This is a genomic window from Candidatus Zixiibacteriota bacterium (genome assembly GCA_040756055.1).
GTDB lineage: Bacteria > Zixibacteria > MSB-5A5 > GN15 > FEB-12.
In genome coordinates, this window is record JBFLZR010000002.1 from 133,045 (window position 1) to 149,583 (window position 16,539).

The following is a 16,539-nucleotide window of genomic DNA, read 5'->3' on the forward strand; positions in this document are numbered from 1 at the left end:
GATTTACACAGTCAGGAAGAACAACACTCCGATTGCCAGCGATACCAAAAGCATGAACATCCACTCCACCGGGCCAAAAAAGCTGCGCGAGTAAAAAGTCCGCTCGCTGCCGCTGCCATATCCACGGGCTTCGATAGCCAGAGCCAGTTCATCCGCCCTCTGAATAGCCGCCACAAACACCGGGATAATGATGCTGGTCGTCTTTTTCATTCGTGCGAAAAACGAACCGGTGAAAGACACCCCGCGCATCATCTGAGCGTTCCTGATGGCCGTGAATTCATCATAGAGAATCGGAATAAAGCGCAAAGCTATAAACAGAATGAGCGCCAGATCATAAACCGGGACACGAAATCTCTCAAGCGGCCGAAACAGCCGCGTCATGGCGTCGCCCAGCTCCGATGGAGAATTTGTCAGCGTAATCAGAAAGGCTACGGATATGAAAATGACCAGCCGTAGCGAATAAAACAGCGCCAGTTGCGCCCCTCCGGAGGTTATCTTCCAACCGAAGATGCTCACCAGGGCCTCGCTGTCACGGCCGGAAAATACCAGGTGATAAAGCGACGTGACCACCACCAGTATAAGGATCGGTTTGAAATTGTTGGCCAGCGTCCGCCAGCCCACACCGGAGAACAAAAGAGCCGCAATCATCGCCAGCAGAATCGTGACATAAAAGATCACCGAGTCTGTAAGGAGCGCAAGAATCAAAATTAGCGTAACCGGAACGATTTTCGAACGGGCATCCAGGCGGTGCAGAAAAGAATCGAGGGGCCGGTACTGCCCCAGAAGTATCGGGGTTTTCTGAAACATAATGGCTTTTTCCAAAGGGATAATATAGGTGGCCACTAAGGCGGTGTCAAACAGAGGTCGATGTTTTTGATATCGATGTTTTCCCCTTGTCCTCCATTGCCTTAAGGGCGGGACAAGATTTGCATCCGGCCTTGAGCCTTCGACGGCGAACATAGTAAATTACAACATACAGTCCGGCCAGGACAATAGCGCCGCCAATGATAACTTGTTGCCAGAGCAAACTCATCACAATCCTAGACCTTTCGTGAGTTGATAAACGACAAGCGAAGTGAGATACGCCATGATCGTCATATAAGCGAAAGTGGCAACCGGGTATAAAATATGATTGGCTTCCTGCCGAATTGTCACCAGCGTCGCTCCGCACTGACAGCACAAAGCAAAAAAGACCATTATCGATAAAGCCACCGGCGGTGAGAAAACAAGTTGGCCTTTTTTGGAACCATCCTCCCAGCGCGCCCTGCGCATCTTGTTTACCAGCGACGACGACTGCTCACCGATATCGGAACCCAGATTGTACAGGGTCCCGAGTGTGGCAATGATAACCTCGCGCGCCGGAAATGCCGCCAGTACCGAAACCGTGATTCGCCAGTCCCACCCCAGAGGCTCGAACAGTGGTTCAATCTTTCGACCGGCAACCCCCAGATAGGATCCCCGAATCTGCTCCCCCGCCCTCTCGTTGGCAAGCTGCGCCAACCGCGCCTCGTGCTCTATCTGCATCATTCTTCGCGCGTAAACTGCCTCTACCAGTTCGCTTGCCCCGGAGTACTCAACTGCCAGACTCTCGCGGGCGGCATCAAGAGCCATCAAATCCGACGCCCCAGACAGCCTGCCATCGACTTCGGATACCACCTGTGGTTCGACTGTAGCCTCCGCCTTTAACGCCGTCAGCTCAGCGTCAGCGACCGCCGCCTGGACTCCATACGACTCGACAAGTGCCGCGCGCCGTTCATTGTAGTTCTCCCTCGCGTCGCCCGAACGGGGATAATAGCTCAGCGCCCAGATAATGACTGTTATAGCCAGGATTATCGTTCCCGCCCTGACCAAAAACGATCTGACCCTTGTGACCACCCGAATTCCTATCGATCGGACGGTGGGTATTTTGTATGACGGCATCTCCATCATGAATGTCCCGCGCTCGGTTTTGAAAATCAGCTTCTTCATGACGTATGAAACGGCGACCGCGGCGGCTATTCCCAGTAGATACAACATGGTCAGCACCAAGCCCTGAAGATTGAGTATACCCAGGTAAGTTTTGTAAGGGATGAAGGCGGCGATCATGATAGCATAAACAGGCAAACGCGCCGAACAGGTCATCAGTGGCGCCACCATGATAGTGATAAGACGAAGCTTGCGATCCTCTATGGTACGGGTCGCCATAATGCCGGGTATGGCGCACGCGAACGACGACAGCATCGGTATAAACGACTTGCCCGATAACCCGCACCATCGAAACATCCGGTCCACCAGAAAAGCCGCTCTTGGCATGTAACCGGAATCCTCAAGCAGAGCTATGAAAATGAACAATATGGCTATCTGTGGAATAAACACCAGCACCGAACCCACTCCGCCAATAATACCGTCGGTGATAAGCGAACGAAGCGGACCATCGACCATATTCCCCCGGACAACAGAAGCCAACGACGCAAATACAGAATCAATCATTTCCATAAACGGAGCCGCCCAACTGAAAATAGACTGAAAGACCAAAACCATTATGGCCACGAGGAGAACCGGCCCGAGCACCGGGTGCAGCAGATACTTGTCCAGCTTCTCGGAGGTGGTTTCCGGCTGACGGTCGATATCTCTCACCACCTGACGGTACACTTCTTCCGCCCGATCAGTCAGCGCGCGGGTTTCACCTGCCGCCAGCGAGCCGTATTTATCTCTTATCCGCTTGCGAATCTCACTCACAACAACCAGACCCTGCTCGCCCTCCTCAGCCAGGAAAAGCTTCTCCGCCGGCCCCTCTTCATCAAAAATAATCCTGAGATACTGGGCACGGGTGCGCGCAGTATTGCCACAACGCTGGACAAGTTGCCCGAGAGCCTCTTCCGTTGAATCGTCAAGTCGAACCGCTCCAACGCCGACAGGCGCGGCAATGGCTCTTATGGCTGCCTGTTTGAGCCTTTCTATCCCTTTGCGGAGGTTACCGACAACCGGCACCACCGGAATTCCCCCAAGCACTCTGGATAGTCTATTCGTGTTTATTCGCAGCCTTTTCTTGTGAGCTAGATCGACCATATTGAGAGCCACGACCACCGGACAACCAATCTGCACAATCTGAAACAGCAGATACAAGCTACGCTCCAACCGGGTAGCATCAAGAACACAAATCACGGCATCCGGTCGCGCCTCTCCCTTAACCTCACCGAAAAGAACCGAAGCCGCGATATACTCATCCGGGGTAAAAGCTGAAAGAGAATAAGAACCGGGAATGTCTATCAGTGTGTATTCGCCGGAGGAATCCTCGCCGGAAACGAACCGCCCGGAAACCTTCTCCACCGTCACGCCGGGATAATTAGCCACTTGCTGATTAAGCCCGGTTATGGCGTTGAAAATGGTCGTCTTGCCACTGTTGGGATTACCACAAATAGCGATGACGCCTGTGCTGACCGGCGCCTGCTCCGACGTTGCCCTCATAAGAACCTTCGCGATGTCATTGGTCCAACTTGACAGAAATAATGGCCGCTTCCGAATGCCGGAGCGTCAAACAACAAGGACCGATCTGAACCTCCATCGGATCACGAAGAGGAGCGTTTCTCAAATAAACAACAGTGCGGCCGGGAACAACCCCCAACTCTAGAAGCCGCCTTGATATCCGGGAGTCGACCGTAAAGCCGACTACAATCCCTTTCTGACCCGGAAGCATTTCACTCAACGGTGTCACATCTCGTTCCTTCTATCGATATCCCTTTTCCGTCACCGGGGCTCGGATTACTCCTCGTGAACATGCTCCACAGGAGCGGTCTTCCCGGCAGCAGTTCTACGACAATTCTCACACAGCCCCTGAACCTCGATCTTGAAACTCTCCGGTACAAACCCTCTGGTGCCGGCCGACTGCGCCAGCAGGCCGACAAGCTGCTCGACATTTATTTCCGTCACGCCCCTGCAGCCCGTACAAAAAAGATGACCGTGAGGTACCTTCGTAACTCTATCGTAACGGGTAATGCCATCACCGATATTTACCTGCTCGGCCAACCCCACCCTGCAGATCAGCTTGAGATTTCTCCAAACCGTGGCATAGCCGATAGACTTGTCCTCCATGCGCACCCGGTCGTAAAGCTCGTCAACCGACACATGCTCACCCAGTTCAAAGAAAGAGCGAAATATAAGCTCCCTCTGCGGAGTCATCTTGAAACCTTTTGTTCTTAAAAACTCTTTCATCCAACACCTACCTCAGGCTAAATGAAAACGATTTTCAATTTCATAAATACACTATAATTTTCGGAAAGTCAAGCGATTTCTTTAGCCGAGAGCAGGTCTATTTTACAGACCTAAGTCGCTGTGCAGCAATATAAAATGCTGGCTGCTCTGGAGAATATGCAGGTAATACGAGATGAGAGCAATTTTCACTGTGGATATCGCCGCGATTCGATCTGAGAGATTGGGTAAGGCAGACTTTACTTAATCAGGACCATTTTCCTGGTATCTGTGGCCGAGTGACTCTCAAGGCGATAAAAATATACCCCGCTGGCTACACGATGTCCATATTCATCAGTGCCATCCCATTCGAATTGATGGAGTCCGGCCGTAAGGTGCCCGCTGTGAAGGCTGCGGACTTTCTGTCCGATGACGTTGAAAATCTCCAGACTGGTCTCCCCCGCTTCGGAAAGCGAGAAGGCGATTCTCGTGGTGGGATTGAAGGGGTTGGGGTAATTCTGGTAGAGCTTCATCGATCTCGGCAGCGAACTGTCATCTCCAGCGAGGCTGCTCGATAGCTCATAAATGCTCTGAGCCCGGCGAACGTTTTCGTACAGCTGTATCATGCTATGCCCGCTCACCAGCGCCACCACGACATTGATGGACTTCTGCTGATCGATGATGAATGGCCCCGATGAGCTCGCGAACATCATGTCGCCGCCGGCGCTGGCAGAAGACATCGAAGTCGTCGCCGAAATCAGATCATACAACTGCGTGGCGTCAAAACCGGTCTTGGTTTCACCGTTCATCAGCGCCTGAAATCCGAGCACGTTTTCAAGAGCCAACAACGCCACATACAGATCATCTTCACTCTTCTGATAAATCATGTTGATTGATTCATCGACACCAATTTCGTCGCTTTCCGAAAGGTCGAAGTCCATCATGAACCCGAAATGCAGATTCGTCAGTCTCTCGAGCGATTTGTTGGTCAGAGTGTACTTTAGAATTAGAAGTTCCTGATCGTCAAGGTTGTCAAAGGATATTGTCTCCTGCGTGATATTGACCGGCACAGTCGAGTGCCCGTCGGTAAAAACCGCCCGCCGGTGAGTTCCGCCATCCTCGCCAATCCACGCCTCAGACAACGAGACTATCGGGGTGAAATCCGACGGCTCGAAGAGGCCGGCTTCATTTCTTACCGAGTTGGCCATCTGGGAATCACTGCTGCCGATAACCAGTCCGGCTTCATACAGAAGGTTGTCCGAACCATCATAACAGAAACCATCCCCCAGAGCGTTGTAAGCCGAACCGGGAGCGAAACCGAACTGCCCGAAGTCGGAAACGGATATTTTCATCTTGTTGTTTTGATGACTCGCGATTACTCCCTTGGGCGACAGCCCAACCGTGATCTGGAAGGGTATGGTATCAAAAATTTCCTGGCCGTCTGTCGATATCAGCAGACTGAAATCCACCTGCTGGCCATGATAAAGACTCGAGTCAAAAGTCATCACAAACGGCGGGGCACTGATAGCGATTGTCCCGCCCGTACCGAAATAGAAGTAGCTGGACTCAACATCAAGCGTCACTCCGGATACGCTTTCAGTCCCGATGGTACCGGCAAGTCCGTCTATATTGCCGGCACTGTTCGTCAACGTCAATTGGAGCTCGAAAGTTTCGCCCGGGAAAGCCAGTCCATCGCCCGAAATCACCAACGAGGCGATCTCAAGTTCGTCAGTCGACGGTAATGGAATGTAATCGAGAATCCGGGACGCGTTGACGAACCCGTGACCGTAAGCATTATCCTGCCCAACCACCCCGAGGTCTTCAGCGGCACTGAGAAATGCATACTTGATCTGCTCGACAGTCGCTTCAGGATTATACTCGCGTACCAGCGCAACCATGCCAGCAAGGTATGGAGCTGCCATCGACGTACCGGTCATCAGGGCGTATCCTCCGCCCTTATATGATGATCTTATATCCACGCCCGGCGCGACCACTTCCGGCTTCACCTGTGTGGTGTCACACGACGAGGGACCGCGACTGGAAAATGACGTAATCATCTTCGCGTTGTCCACGGCTCCAACGGCGAAAGAATTGACAGGCGTCGAGGCACGGTCAGCTGGATTTCTTAAAGTCCTCGGCTCGGGGCCTTCGTTACCGGCGGCGAAAATCGTCACAATACCCGCGGCCTCAACGTTATCGATGGCGCCCCAGAAAGTATCGTCACACGGTATGAAAAGTCCCCTGGGGATCCCCCAACTGTTAAGGATAACATCCGGTATGTCGTCGGTAGTGCTGAAATCCCCATCAGGATTGAGCGACCATTGGAAAGCGCCCAGAATGTCGCTGATCGTCATGCTCAGCGTCCGTCCCTGGTCAACCACCGCGGCCGTAATCCACTCGGCGGATGGAGCGACGCCAAAGGTGTCTGCTTCAGTACTGCCAACCATAATCCCCATAGTGTGCGTACCATGCCCCACCAGGTCATAAGGGAGCGTGTCCGGCGCTACCGTCGAATACCAGGCCGACTCCAGCGAACTGCGGTTGCCGCGCCACTTGGACGCCAAAGCCGGATGACTCTGCTCTACACCGGTATCAAACGAACAGACCAACGCGCCCTTGCCTCTCAAACCTCGCTTCCAGAGTTCGGGAACTCCCAGAATTTCCAACTGGGTCGAAACTGACGTCGTCAGCGTCGAAACATCCAACGTGGTCTTAACCGGAGATTCGAAAACAAGGTCGACATTCTCAACCACCAGCTTGATACCGTCGATATCAGCCAGACCCGCCAGCCGGCTCACCGGCACGGAAACAGTGATCGCGGGAACTATCCAGTGCTCCTTGACAACAGCACCTTCCTGATCCATGACATAGTCGAGCACCTGCTCTTTGTAAGGGGAACGATATGACTTAAGTCTGTCAATAACCTGCCAGGCTCTCTCACTTCGAGACAAACCGGCAGCCTGCGATACCTTGTAGACCGCTTCCTTTGGCTCATAATCATCAAGGAAAACCACAACTTCGACAAGTGTATCAGCGGTCGAATAGGCGCTTACTGAAGCAAACGCTTTGGCCAGCCCCGGGGTAAGCTCACCACCGGACGCCGAACAAGCCAGCACTATCCAAGTACCTGCCGCAATAACTGTCTTTTTGATAAATCGCCCTGTCATAGTCGCTCCTACAGCTGAACCTCCACACCCTTTTGAGCAACCGCTATGCCCTCATATTTTTGTCCTGTTTTTCACACCGCAAAAGGCCAGTCGCTTCCCTAAGACGCTATATATCAATAAAATACGGCGCGAACGGTGAGTGGGTATATTTTTCCGTGGGTAGGCAGTCAGTTGCAGGGTGTGCAACCGCAAGCAACTAATCTGATTTTCGGATTAACTCGAAGAGAAAATAAAAGAAGCCGACCGGCCGCTGATTTCCTATATTCTTAGCGATGATCAAGAGGATGAAAAACCGTCTCGATATCTCCGCCGGTCTGATTGCGGTCATCATCATAGCCACCATCCTGAGACTAATTTACTTAGAGGCTTATCACGATCTTCCTCTGTGGGATCAATTGACGGTCGACAACTATTATCACCACAATTGGGCGCTCTCCATCGCAAACGGCAACCTGCTCGGTGACACCACATATTTCCGGGCTCCCTTTTATGTCTTCTGTCTGGCGGCGTTATACAGCGTGCTGGGGGCATCTCTGTGGGTGGCGCGCATATTCGGGCTGGTGATAGGGCTGACATCAATACTGATGACTTACAAGATAGGCCGGCGCGTCTTTGGTCACAAAGTCGGACTCTTAGCCGCCACAATTCACGCGCTCTATCCGGTCACGCTATATTTCGAGTTCGAGTTGCTGCTCGACCCACTTTTTACGCTGTTGTTTCAAATCGCTATATACCGGGCGCTGATCTGGTGGGAATCCCAACGGACATTAGATATGTTTTATTGCGGGCTCTGGCTCGGTTTGGCGGCCATAACTCGACCAACCGCGATGATTCTCGTTCCCATTGTCTTCATTGTTATCGCGTCAATACGCAAATGGACACTTCCGACCATCAAACACTGCGTAGCCTTTGTTCTGGGCATCATTCTCATTGTTCTGCCGATTACCGTCCGGAACATCGTCGTGGCCGACGACCCGGTCCTTATCGCCTCTCAGGGGGGGATCAATTTCTATATTGGAAACAACGAAGCGGCCGATGGCATCTCCGCAGCAATGCCGGAGCCACTCGGCTTCAACTGGCGAATACAACAGATAACTTTCATTGCCGAAAGAGACCTGGGAAAGAAACTAAGTCCCGGCGAGGTGTCAACCTACTGGTTTAACAAGGCGCTTCAATGGATTCAGCAAAATCCGGCGAGCTTCATAAGCCTGTATCTTGAGAAGCTCTATCGACACGTTTCGAATCGTGAAATCTCTAACAACCGCAATCTGGATCACTTCTTCGACCAGGTATTAATTCTAAAAAGCAACCCCCTCTCCTTTGGGATCCTCTTTGCTCTCTCAGTTGTCGGCGTTTTTTTGGTGTGGGGACGTAACAACCGGGCGCTGCTGCTTTACACCATCATCATCTGCTACATGCTGGTCTCTGCCCTGTTCTTCTTCAACAGCCGTTTTCGTCTGCCTCTTCTCCCCATATTCTTCGTGCTCTCCTCATATTCTCTCTATTGGCTGTCGCAGCGGCTCACCAAGCATCCCAAACAGGTCCTGCTTCCCCTGGCGGCGGCCGTTCTTTTTGGCCTCTTCTCGTTTCACATGATAGTGAAATTGCCCGAAGGCGCCCCTTCGCAATATCTTACGTCTCAAGGACTCTATTACCTGAACAACGGTGAATACCGGAAAGCCCTGCAAACATTTCAGATAGCCCGGGCCATTGACCCGACTTTTCCTGAAACAAACCTTAACATCGGCGCTGCCTTTGTCCGGCTGGGAAAACTCGATTCGGCTTTGTACTACTTTGACCGGGAACACGAATTTAATCCTCTCAGGCCCAAAACATATACCAATATCGCTTCAGTCCACCTGCTGAGGAATCAGCCTCGAATGGCTCTACAGGAAGTGGAGAAGACCCTGCAGGCAATGCCTTACGACATAACCGCAAACCTTGTCTTTCTGCGGGCCATTTTTGCCGACTCGCAACTCACAATCGAGAATTTCACCGATTCGGCCCTCGCGGCTATCGACAGAACCAACGGTCACATTCTCGTGCTTAATGACGCCGGAGCAATGTTGACTTCCGGGGGAGATCTACGAACGGCAGCCACCATACTTCAGGCGGCCCTGGAGTCTCCTCCGCCGCCAATTGAGACGGACGACGGCGCCTTTGAAAGAAACTCTCCTAACAGTCCCGCCAACAGGGAGAAAACAAAGGCCGTGACCTGTTATCAGCTCGGCTATATCAGCGGTATGCAGGGAGCTTTTACGGACGCAGTCCGCTTCAGTAAGATGGCGATAGAACGCGACTCCACTATGTCCGAAGCATACGTGAATCTCATCAGCGGATACCTGTCCACCGGCCGCGTCGACGACGCCCGGAGAGTCCTGAACATTGCTCTCACAAAATTCCCCGGCAACGATTACCTTAGACGGTTCGAGAACTTGCAAACATTTGGCAACTAAAAAGGGCCGAATCACTTCGGCCCTTCAAGCATGCTTAACCATCTATAAGCAAAATCAGTAGGTGTCTCTCCTGATAGCGGCATTGATCCGCGCCTCGTCGAGCGAGATCTTTACAGCCGCATCCGGGTATCTCTTCTCCAGCGGAGTAGCAGATAAGCCCAGGTTCGGATCGTACAGGTAATCGAGCTGCTTACCCACCAGTTCGTAGGCTACCGAATCCCCAAAGGCATACGGCGTGAACATGAACCAGGATGTCCTGAAGTAGTTCGTCTCGTACCGATGCGCCACCGGCGCCCCTTCCATGGTGTACGGATAACCCAGGAAGTGATTCGGACCATACTTGGACTTATACAGATACATCACCTCGGTGCCGTAGGCACGCATACACCAGCCAACCTCCGGCAAGGCGGCAATTGTGTCTCTCCATGGACACCATTGCCTCAGAGTCTTAACGGAGTCCATGAAGTCCCAATAATATCTCTCGTGCAGCAGCGCTGTATCGACATCCAACTCCGGCCACATCGACTGATCAATTGAGTAGGCCCCGACGAAATCCTCCATCCGAACCCCGTCCAAAGGATCCGCCGGATCGCTATAGAACGGATGGTCGTTCTTGCGGAACAGCGACCACTGCGTGTAATACACAGACTCCACACCGAAATACCGACGGAATAGATCCGCCGCCGGCCGCATCAGATAGGGATCGCTGGCGTTGATATCTGCATACAGTACCGATCGACCCGTTACCCAAGCGTTGATACCCACGTCAATGCCGGTAAAGATGGTCTCGTATTTAATCTCACCGTTATTGAAACCGTTAGCCGGATAAACGTGACCATCCTCCACAATTATATAGACCTTATACTGGAGAAGTTTCCGCAACGGGAAACCGTTCGGGTAATCCGAAAAATGCGCGTAGTCGTTCGTGGATCCTTCAGAGTTGAAGTCTATGTCCAAGTCATTGTTTTCGGCCCACCGGTCGACGGCATTCTTCCAGAAGGTTCTGCGCATAGTCCACCCGCTATCAGCCATCCACAAATAGTCGGTTGTGCGTTGACCAAGCAATGTTCCCCGATAATTTTCATCATCTCTTTGCATATCAAGCACCAACACGTCCCTCTCGAATTTGGGATTGATTACCGGGAAATCACGGAAAACCGGCGTCGGATCGGGCACCATGGCGTCATCGCGGCAACGTACCCAGAATATGAAATTCCCTGAGATAGTTGAATCCGCCGATCCATAATCACCGAAAACATCGTAAAGAGTGTCTCTGGTGTCATATACCCAGGTGTCCAGACCGTTCCATGAATAAGCTGCTACCTGATCACTGGGGAAGCACTCCTCCACATACGATGTGTCGTCATCCTCACCTATCACCATCACATCGACACACTCAAGATGCAAAACCGAATCGACGCGATAATCCGCCGAACCGGCATCCGATGTATCAAAAACGTGCGTATCGCACTGTTCTTCCCAGTAGGTGGTGTCATTAATAGTGTCCTCAATCAGAACCAAATCGCACGAGACGAGAGTATCACCCGCGTGATAAATCTTTCCACCCGGAGTGACGAACACTTTCTCGCGGAAAGTCTGCTTGATCCAGGCCAGGGTGTCATCGCTGAACGGCCCGAAAAGCTTCCACTCGAACTCGAACGGAGGAGGAATCAAGCCCTGCTCGTCGTAGTCCTGCTTATCCTCGCCCGCCCACGAGATCCACACCCCGGTGACAATTCCGCCGGGAGCGACCGCGTTTACAAACGGCGTGTCGGCCGTCACGCTAAAAAGCAGCGTGGTGGGAGGATTGTCGTTCCGGTTCAAGCACTTGTAGGCAAACTGCGAGCCGGCCTCGTCATCGTCGAAGGCCTGCAGAAATATGAACTGCTCCACGAAATTATTGACCGGATCGTCAAGATCGGCCGTTAAAGGAATCACGTGAGCTGTCTGCGGATCGGACTCGGTGGGATCAACATCCACATAAGTCCACATTGTATCGTGAAGGCCGGCAGCGTAGTCGGCCAGATTGGCGCCACCGATGTCGATCGACGTCGCGACAACATAACGGTAATAATCAATCTGCCCGTCAACATCACTTCCGAACCAGTACACTTCGGGGTTATGTGAAAACGAGGAACTGTCCGGAGGAATATTCACGAAATACACCACCGGAGCTTTATTGGCGTTCTCATCTCCTTTGAGGGTATCTGTACAACCTGATAAGATAATAACCGATACAGCCAGTAGTCCGGCAACGGTAAGACTTAACCAGGCCAAAGCCTTAAATCTGTCAAAACTCTTAGTCATTGTCATAAACCTGGTTTCCTCTTAAAACGATATTGACATTGAAAAACGATGTACCTCGGTCAGGATGCCGAAATCCTGGAACGCGTAATCGAACTTAAGTTCACTCTCCTGCCCGAACGGTACCCTGAGTCCGCCACCGGCCGTGAAACCATCTTCATCATAATTGAAGCGGCCGCCGCCACGCAGAACGAACAAATCTTTATAGGTGTACTCCATCCCGGCGTTGTATTTCTCGAGGTTGTCCGATGGATGCGAACCCTCGGCGGCAAACGTCAGGTAATGATCATCACCCTCGATGAGATTAATACACCCGCCGAACTTGAAGTTGATCGGCAGAGGATAATCGTCGGCAATCATGCGCATATCCGGCCCGAAATTGGTGATCACCATGGCAATAGTGAATCCCCTGAATCCGGTGTCATAGTTCGTGCCGACATCGGCCGACCATCCGGACGCGGAATAGTCGTGGGTGAATTCGCCGATATACCGGGCGGTCAAACCAATCGAGAATCGATCAGTCAGATATCGTCCGTAGCTGACCGAGAAGGCAAAGTCATCATAAGAAAAGACTCTTCCGGTCCCCAGTTCCGGATCGCTCATCTCATAAGTCCTTTCGATCATCTCACCCGAAGTCAGCGTGTAAAGACCCACGCCGAGCACGCCCCCAAGCGACTCCATCGGCATTCCAACCGCCCCGAAATAGTAGGAGACGTCCGCCGGAAGACTTATATACGTGAATGTTGCCTCCCGTCCATACATGTAAACCAGACCGGCTGGATTGTAATAGACCGCCGAGATGTCATCGGCTACCGCGGTGAAAGCCTCGGCCATACCCATGGCACGCGCCGATACACCCAGCTCAAGAAACTGCGCGCCGGTCGTACCGACTTTGGCCTGCGCCTGAACCTCGCCGGTAATCATCATGCTCATCAGGCACACCAACATCAGTATTCCAAACGCTGCCAGGCTCGGACGTCGCGACTTTCCTACACGTAACCTGCTTCTTGCGAAAAACATACTGTCCTCGTTTATTCTCAAAGTTTGCTAAACTTCTTATATCATCAATTTTAAAGGTTGACTTCAACTCCAACACGGATCTGGCGACCGTAATCGTAATTGTACGGGTCGACGTCGTATGCGGTGCCGCCAAAAACATTGGTACCGTCGTTTTGCTGCGTGTCGGGTCTGCCAGTGTTGGTGTAAACCCACACCACGTTCTTGTTATCGAACAGGTTCTCCACCCAAACGATAAACTTGTTGTCAAGACCGAACAGTTGGAAATCCTTGGTAAAACGAACGTCAAAGTTGAGGATCGAAGGCATCCTCATCGAGTTACGCGCGATATCCTCACCCAGATCCGTATTTATGTTCGGAAAGTTATTGTTCGGCGTGTACGGACGTCCGCTCTCGTAAGAACACTGTACATCGGTCGACCAGCCGTTCGGAATCGGTATGCCAAAAAGACGCGGCTTAACTGTATTCGGAACATAAACCTGAACACTCGCCTTCAAATTGTGACGGACATCGTTGTCCAGCGGAGCTTCATCAAGCGGCGTGCGTGAGTTTTCGAAGTCCGTCATGTATCCCTCGTTGGTCTGCGAAGCCTTGCCATACGCAAACGCATAGGTGTAACTTATCAAACCGTTCACGTATCCGCCACCACGCTTCTCCAGCGAAAGTTCAAAGCCCCGGCTGCGTCCATAGTCGCTGTTCTGGAACTGCGTCCGAGTCAGACCGCCAACACGCACCGAGGCACGGTTGATCTTGTCAAACTCGTCCTTGAAATAACCCGAGACATCCAGCGAATAAAACTCGTTCATCGCGTACTTGACACCGAACGAATACTGAATCGTCTTCTGATAATCGAGGTTGTAGTTACCAATGGCCGTATTCAGACTGACCGAGGTGGTGTTTCGCTTGTACATGTACAGAAGACTCGGCCTCTGATAGAAGTGACCGTAGTTGAAGTGTACCTTGGCTTTATCCGAAATCGGGTAGGAGAAACCGAGACGCGGCGAGAATGCCTGGCGGTCACCGTAAATTATGCCTGAACCCAAATCATCGTTTCTGGCAATATCAACCAGGTCTTCCTTGTCCTGAAGGAAGAAATCCCAACGGAAACCCAGCGATGCGATCATGGAACCGTATTCAAGCTTGTCGCGAATGTAAGCTGTTCCCGTCCACGGATTGTAGCTGAACATGTCCCGAAATGCCCCGCGGTCAGGATACGGACCGCCATCAGGACGACCGGTGTAGAGCATGTAGGGATACTGAATCTCCTGGTAAATAAAGTCTTCCTGGCTGAGCGCAAAACCGCCCTTCAGCTCGTGATTACCAAGCTGCCAGAAGACCTTTACCTCACCACGGTAGGTTTTGGTATTGCGGGTGTGCCAAACGCAACTGTCACTGTAAGTGAGCGGGTCGAAGAACGTGCTGGCGCCACCGCCATCCCAAACACCGTTGCCGTTCACATCCGTAAACATCTCGCCCGAATCATAAAGGTTGTTGGGAGCATCGAACAGACCGTTGCCATTGCGATCGATATAAGGAATACCCGGCTCCCACTGATTCGGATCCGGACCGGTGTACCTTCCGTCGTGGTTAAGGTCCATGTTGTCCGCACCGACACTCATCGTGAAAATATCAATGCCGGCATCGTAAACATTGTTGGCGTTGACATCAATAAACGGCTCGCCCAGAACCGAGTCGCCATCGATATACGGCTCCGGAGTACGCGTGTTGATATTCGATACCAGTTCGGCATCCAGTATGCCGTTGCCGTTCTTATCATACAAATAATCGCCCTGGTCCCAAACGCCGTTGCCGTTTAAATCGATAAACGGCTCACTCTCAAGACTGTCCAGATAGCCATTGTCGTTAAAGCGGAAATCCGAAAGCTCCACAACGGCTCCCTGGGTGTTGTTCTCGAACAAAATTTCGCCAATGGTATAGTCCGGACCATAAAAGTCGGTCCCGTAATCGGTGGTATCGGGGAAAAGATTGACTACTGGCTCCGGAGCATCATATATGCCGTTGCTGTTTCTGTCGAGATATGATTCCCACTGAAAATCCAGAGGGAACTGGTCCGGGTCCAGCCCCTGTCCGGGATTGTTCGGATCACCGGGCTTCTGTGTGAGTCCGTTCTCACTGTAAGAGAGAATCATCTCATAATTCATGTCTTTTGAAATCGACTGTGAAATCTCAAGCGACGCCGACCGCCACTTCTCCACACTCACCGGCGCCGTGGCGGCGCTGTAACGGTAGGTCCAGATAAAATCGGTATACCGGAGCTGACGATCCTTGTAGGAAAACAATAACTTGAGGTTCTGGGTCGGCCTGAATTTTATATTGCCCATCCAATAGTACTTGTTATTCAAGCGCTCGGGAATGTCGATACCCAGAAGATTGAAGGAACCATAAGACGCACGCGTCACTGGAGTGTCATAGGAAGAGTACTGATAAAAACCGTCGTCTTTGTCAACCTCGGCATAGAAGTAGTAAGTCAGCTCCTTATCCTCGAGGAAATTCAAGCCCAGGGCAGGGAAAATCTTGCTTTTGAAAATCGGATCCGGGCCACTCACCGAGAACCGAACATAATCATAATTTCGGGAGTACTCATTGAGCGACTCGTTCCCGAAATCATCGGTGATATACTGCATGTTGAATCGGGTCACGTCCTTCGCGCCCGTCTGCGTCGTAATCTTCACAATGCCCGAAAGAGCATCACCATACTCCGGATCGAAACCGTCCTTAATAACCGTAAACTCCTGAATCGAACCGGAGACAAGCGACAAGTTGGCGCCGGCCTGGCCCAGACCGCCAAGAGGATCCCTCAGCGGCACACCGTCAACCACGTAAGCCACCTCGAAAGCGCGACCACCACGAATGAAGACCTCACCCTGACGGTTCGTCACCACACCGGACACCTGCGTCAAAAGGTCATCTACAGTACTTACCGGCTGGGTCTGGATGGCTTCCTTGGAGATCGTCACCTGGTTGGCAGTCTCAAAGATCTTCAGATTATCATATTCGTCCTTCACGACAATCTCGACATCCAACTCGGAAACTTTTTTGGCCAACTCCTGAGAAACATCGGTGGTAATATCTGACTTGACGACCACATCCGTGACCGTCACGCTGTTATACTCCATGTGGGAGACCTGAACAGAATATGTCCCCGGTTCCAACTGGCCGATTATATAACGCCCGTCCGGGTCCGTCATAGCTCCCCTTTTGGTGCCTACTACCATCACGGACGCACCAATCACGGGCTCCTTCGTGTCCTTGTCGACAAGCTGTCCCTTAATCTGACCGGTTGCGGCAGCGAATGTATTTGAAGCAGAGAGGGCAATAATACCCAACAGCAGAAACGAACACAGCCAAAGCTGCTTACGACAGAAATGCATGCTTGATCCTCCTGGGCCTATTACAAAATATCTTTT

At 51.9% G+C, this 16,539-nt stretch carries 10 protein-coding genes; 1 reads left to right on the top strand and 9 read right to left on the bottom strand.

Translation table 11 applies throughout. The features are described 5' to 3' along the window. Positions 1-3: 3 nt before the first annotated feature. The 6 genes from AB1483_03965 to AB1483_03990 all read right to left on the bottom strand — a co-directional run bounded on the left by AB1483_03965 (position 4) and on the right by AB1483_03990 (position 7,334). Positions 4-807: an energy-coupling factor transporter transmembrane component T gene (locus AB1483_03965; protein ID MEW6411613.1), complete on the bottom strand. Its 804-nt coding sequence runs from the start codon at positions 805-807 to the stop codon at positions 4-6. Between the two features lie 46 nt (positions 808-853). Next, positions 854-1,027, bottom strand: coding sequence for a hypothetical protein (locus AB1483_03970; GenBank protein ID MEW6411614.1), 174 nt, complete (start codon positions 1,025-1,027; stop codon positions 854-856). A 5-nt stretch (positions 1,028-1,032) separates the two neighbouring features. Then, positions 1,033-3,447: a ferrous iron transport protein B gene (feoB, locus tag AB1483_03975; GenBank protein ID MEW6411615.1), complete on the bottom strand. Its 2,415-nt coding sequence runs from the start codon at positions 3,445-3,447 to the stop codon at positions 1,033-1,035. Positions 3,448-3,463: 16 nt separating this feature from the next. Further along, a complete protein-coding gene (locus AB1483_03980) occupies positions 3,464-3,676 on the bottom strand; it encodes a FeoA domain-containing protein (protein MEW6411616.1) in 213 nt (70 codons plus the stop codon). A 65-nt stretch (positions 3,677-3,741) separates the two neighbouring features. Next, positions 3,742-4,191 (bottom strand): transcriptional repressor, encoded by a 450-nt coding sequence (locus tag AB1483_03985; protein MEW6411617.1) that lies wholly within the window; start codon positions 4,189-4,191, stop codon positions 3,742-3,744. A gap of 236 nt (positions 4,192-4,427) precedes the next feature. Continuing rightward, positions 4,428-7,334, bottom strand: coding sequence for a S8 family serine peptidase (locus tag AB1483_03990; protein ID MEW6411618.1), 2,907 nt, complete (start codon positions 7,332-7,334; stop codon positions 4,428-4,430). Between the two features lie 284 nt (positions 7,335-7,618). Here AB1483_03990 and AB1483_03995 point away from each other — a divergent pair, with 284 nt between their 5' ends. Beyond that, a complete protein-coding gene (locus AB1483_03995) occupies positions 7,619-9,790 on the top strand; it encodes a glycosyltransferase family 39 protein (GenBank protein MEW6411619.1) in 2,172 nt (723 codons plus the stop codon). A gap of 54 nt (positions 9,791-9,844) precedes the next feature. Here the strand turns inward: AB1483_03995 and AB1483_04000 are convergent, their stop codons facing one another. From AB1483_04000 to AB1483_04010, 3 genes are all read right to left on the bottom strand, one after another. Next, positions 9,845-12,097: a hypothetical protein gene (locus tag AB1483_04000; GenBank protein MEW6411620.1), complete on the bottom strand. Its 2,253-nt coding sequence runs from the start codon at positions 12,095-12,097 to the stop codon at positions 9,845-9,847. Between the two features lie 21 nt (positions 12,098-12,118). Next, complete coding sequence (locus AB1483_04005; protein MEW6411621.1) at positions 12,119-13,042, bottom strand: PorV/PorQ family protein; 924 nt, start codon at positions 13,040-13,042, stop codon at positions 12,119-12,121. Positions 13,043-13,164: 122 nt separating this feature from the next. Further along, the gene (locus tag AB1483_04010) at positions 13,165-16,503 is read right to left on the bottom strand and encodes a TonB-dependent receptor (GenBank protein MEW6411622.1); all 3,339 of its coding nucleotides are present in this window, start codon (positions 16,501-16,503) and stop codon (positions 13,165-13,167) included. Positions 16,504-16,539 lie beyond the last annotated feature (36 nt).

Excerpts from the sequence above, each read along its gene's own strand:
- AB1483_03965 (MEW6411613.1), bottom strand. The coding sequence starts at position 807 with ATGTTTCAGAAAACCCCGATACTTCTGGGGCAGTACCGGCCCCTCGAT.
- feoB (MEW6411615.1), bottom strand. The coding sequence starts at position 3,447 with ATGAGGGCAACGTCGGAGCAGGCGCCGGTCAGCACAGGCGTCATCGCT.
- AB1483_03980 (MEW6411616.1), bottom strand. The coding sequence starts at position 3,676 with ATGCTTCCGGGTCAGAAAGGGATTGTAGTCGGCTTTACGGTCGACTCC.
- AB1483_03985 (MEW6411617.1), bottom strand. The coding sequence starts at position 4,191 with ATGAAAGAGTTTTTAAGAACAAAAGGTTTCAAGATGACTCCGCAGAGG.
- AB1483_03990 (MEW6411618.1), bottom strand. The coding sequence starts at position 7,334 with ATGACAGGGCGATTTATCAAAAAGACAGTTATTGCGGCAGGTACTTGG.
- AB1483_03995 (MEW6411619.1), top strand. The coding sequence starts at position 7,619 with ATGAAAAACCGTCTCGATATCTCCGCCGGTCTGATTGCGGTCATCATC.
- AB1483_04000 (MEW6411620.1), bottom strand. The coding sequence starts at position 12,097 with ATGACTAAGAGTTTTGACAGATTTAAGGCTTTGGCCTGGTTAAGTCTT.
- AB1483_04005 (MEW6411621.1), bottom strand. The coding sequence starts at position 13,042 with ATGTTGGTGTGCCTGATGAGCATGATGATTACCGGCGAGGTTCAGGCG.
- AB1483_04010 (MEW6411622.1), bottom strand. The coding sequence starts at position 16,503 with ATGCATTTCTGTCGTAAGCAGCTTTGGCTGTGTTCGTTTCTGCTGTTG.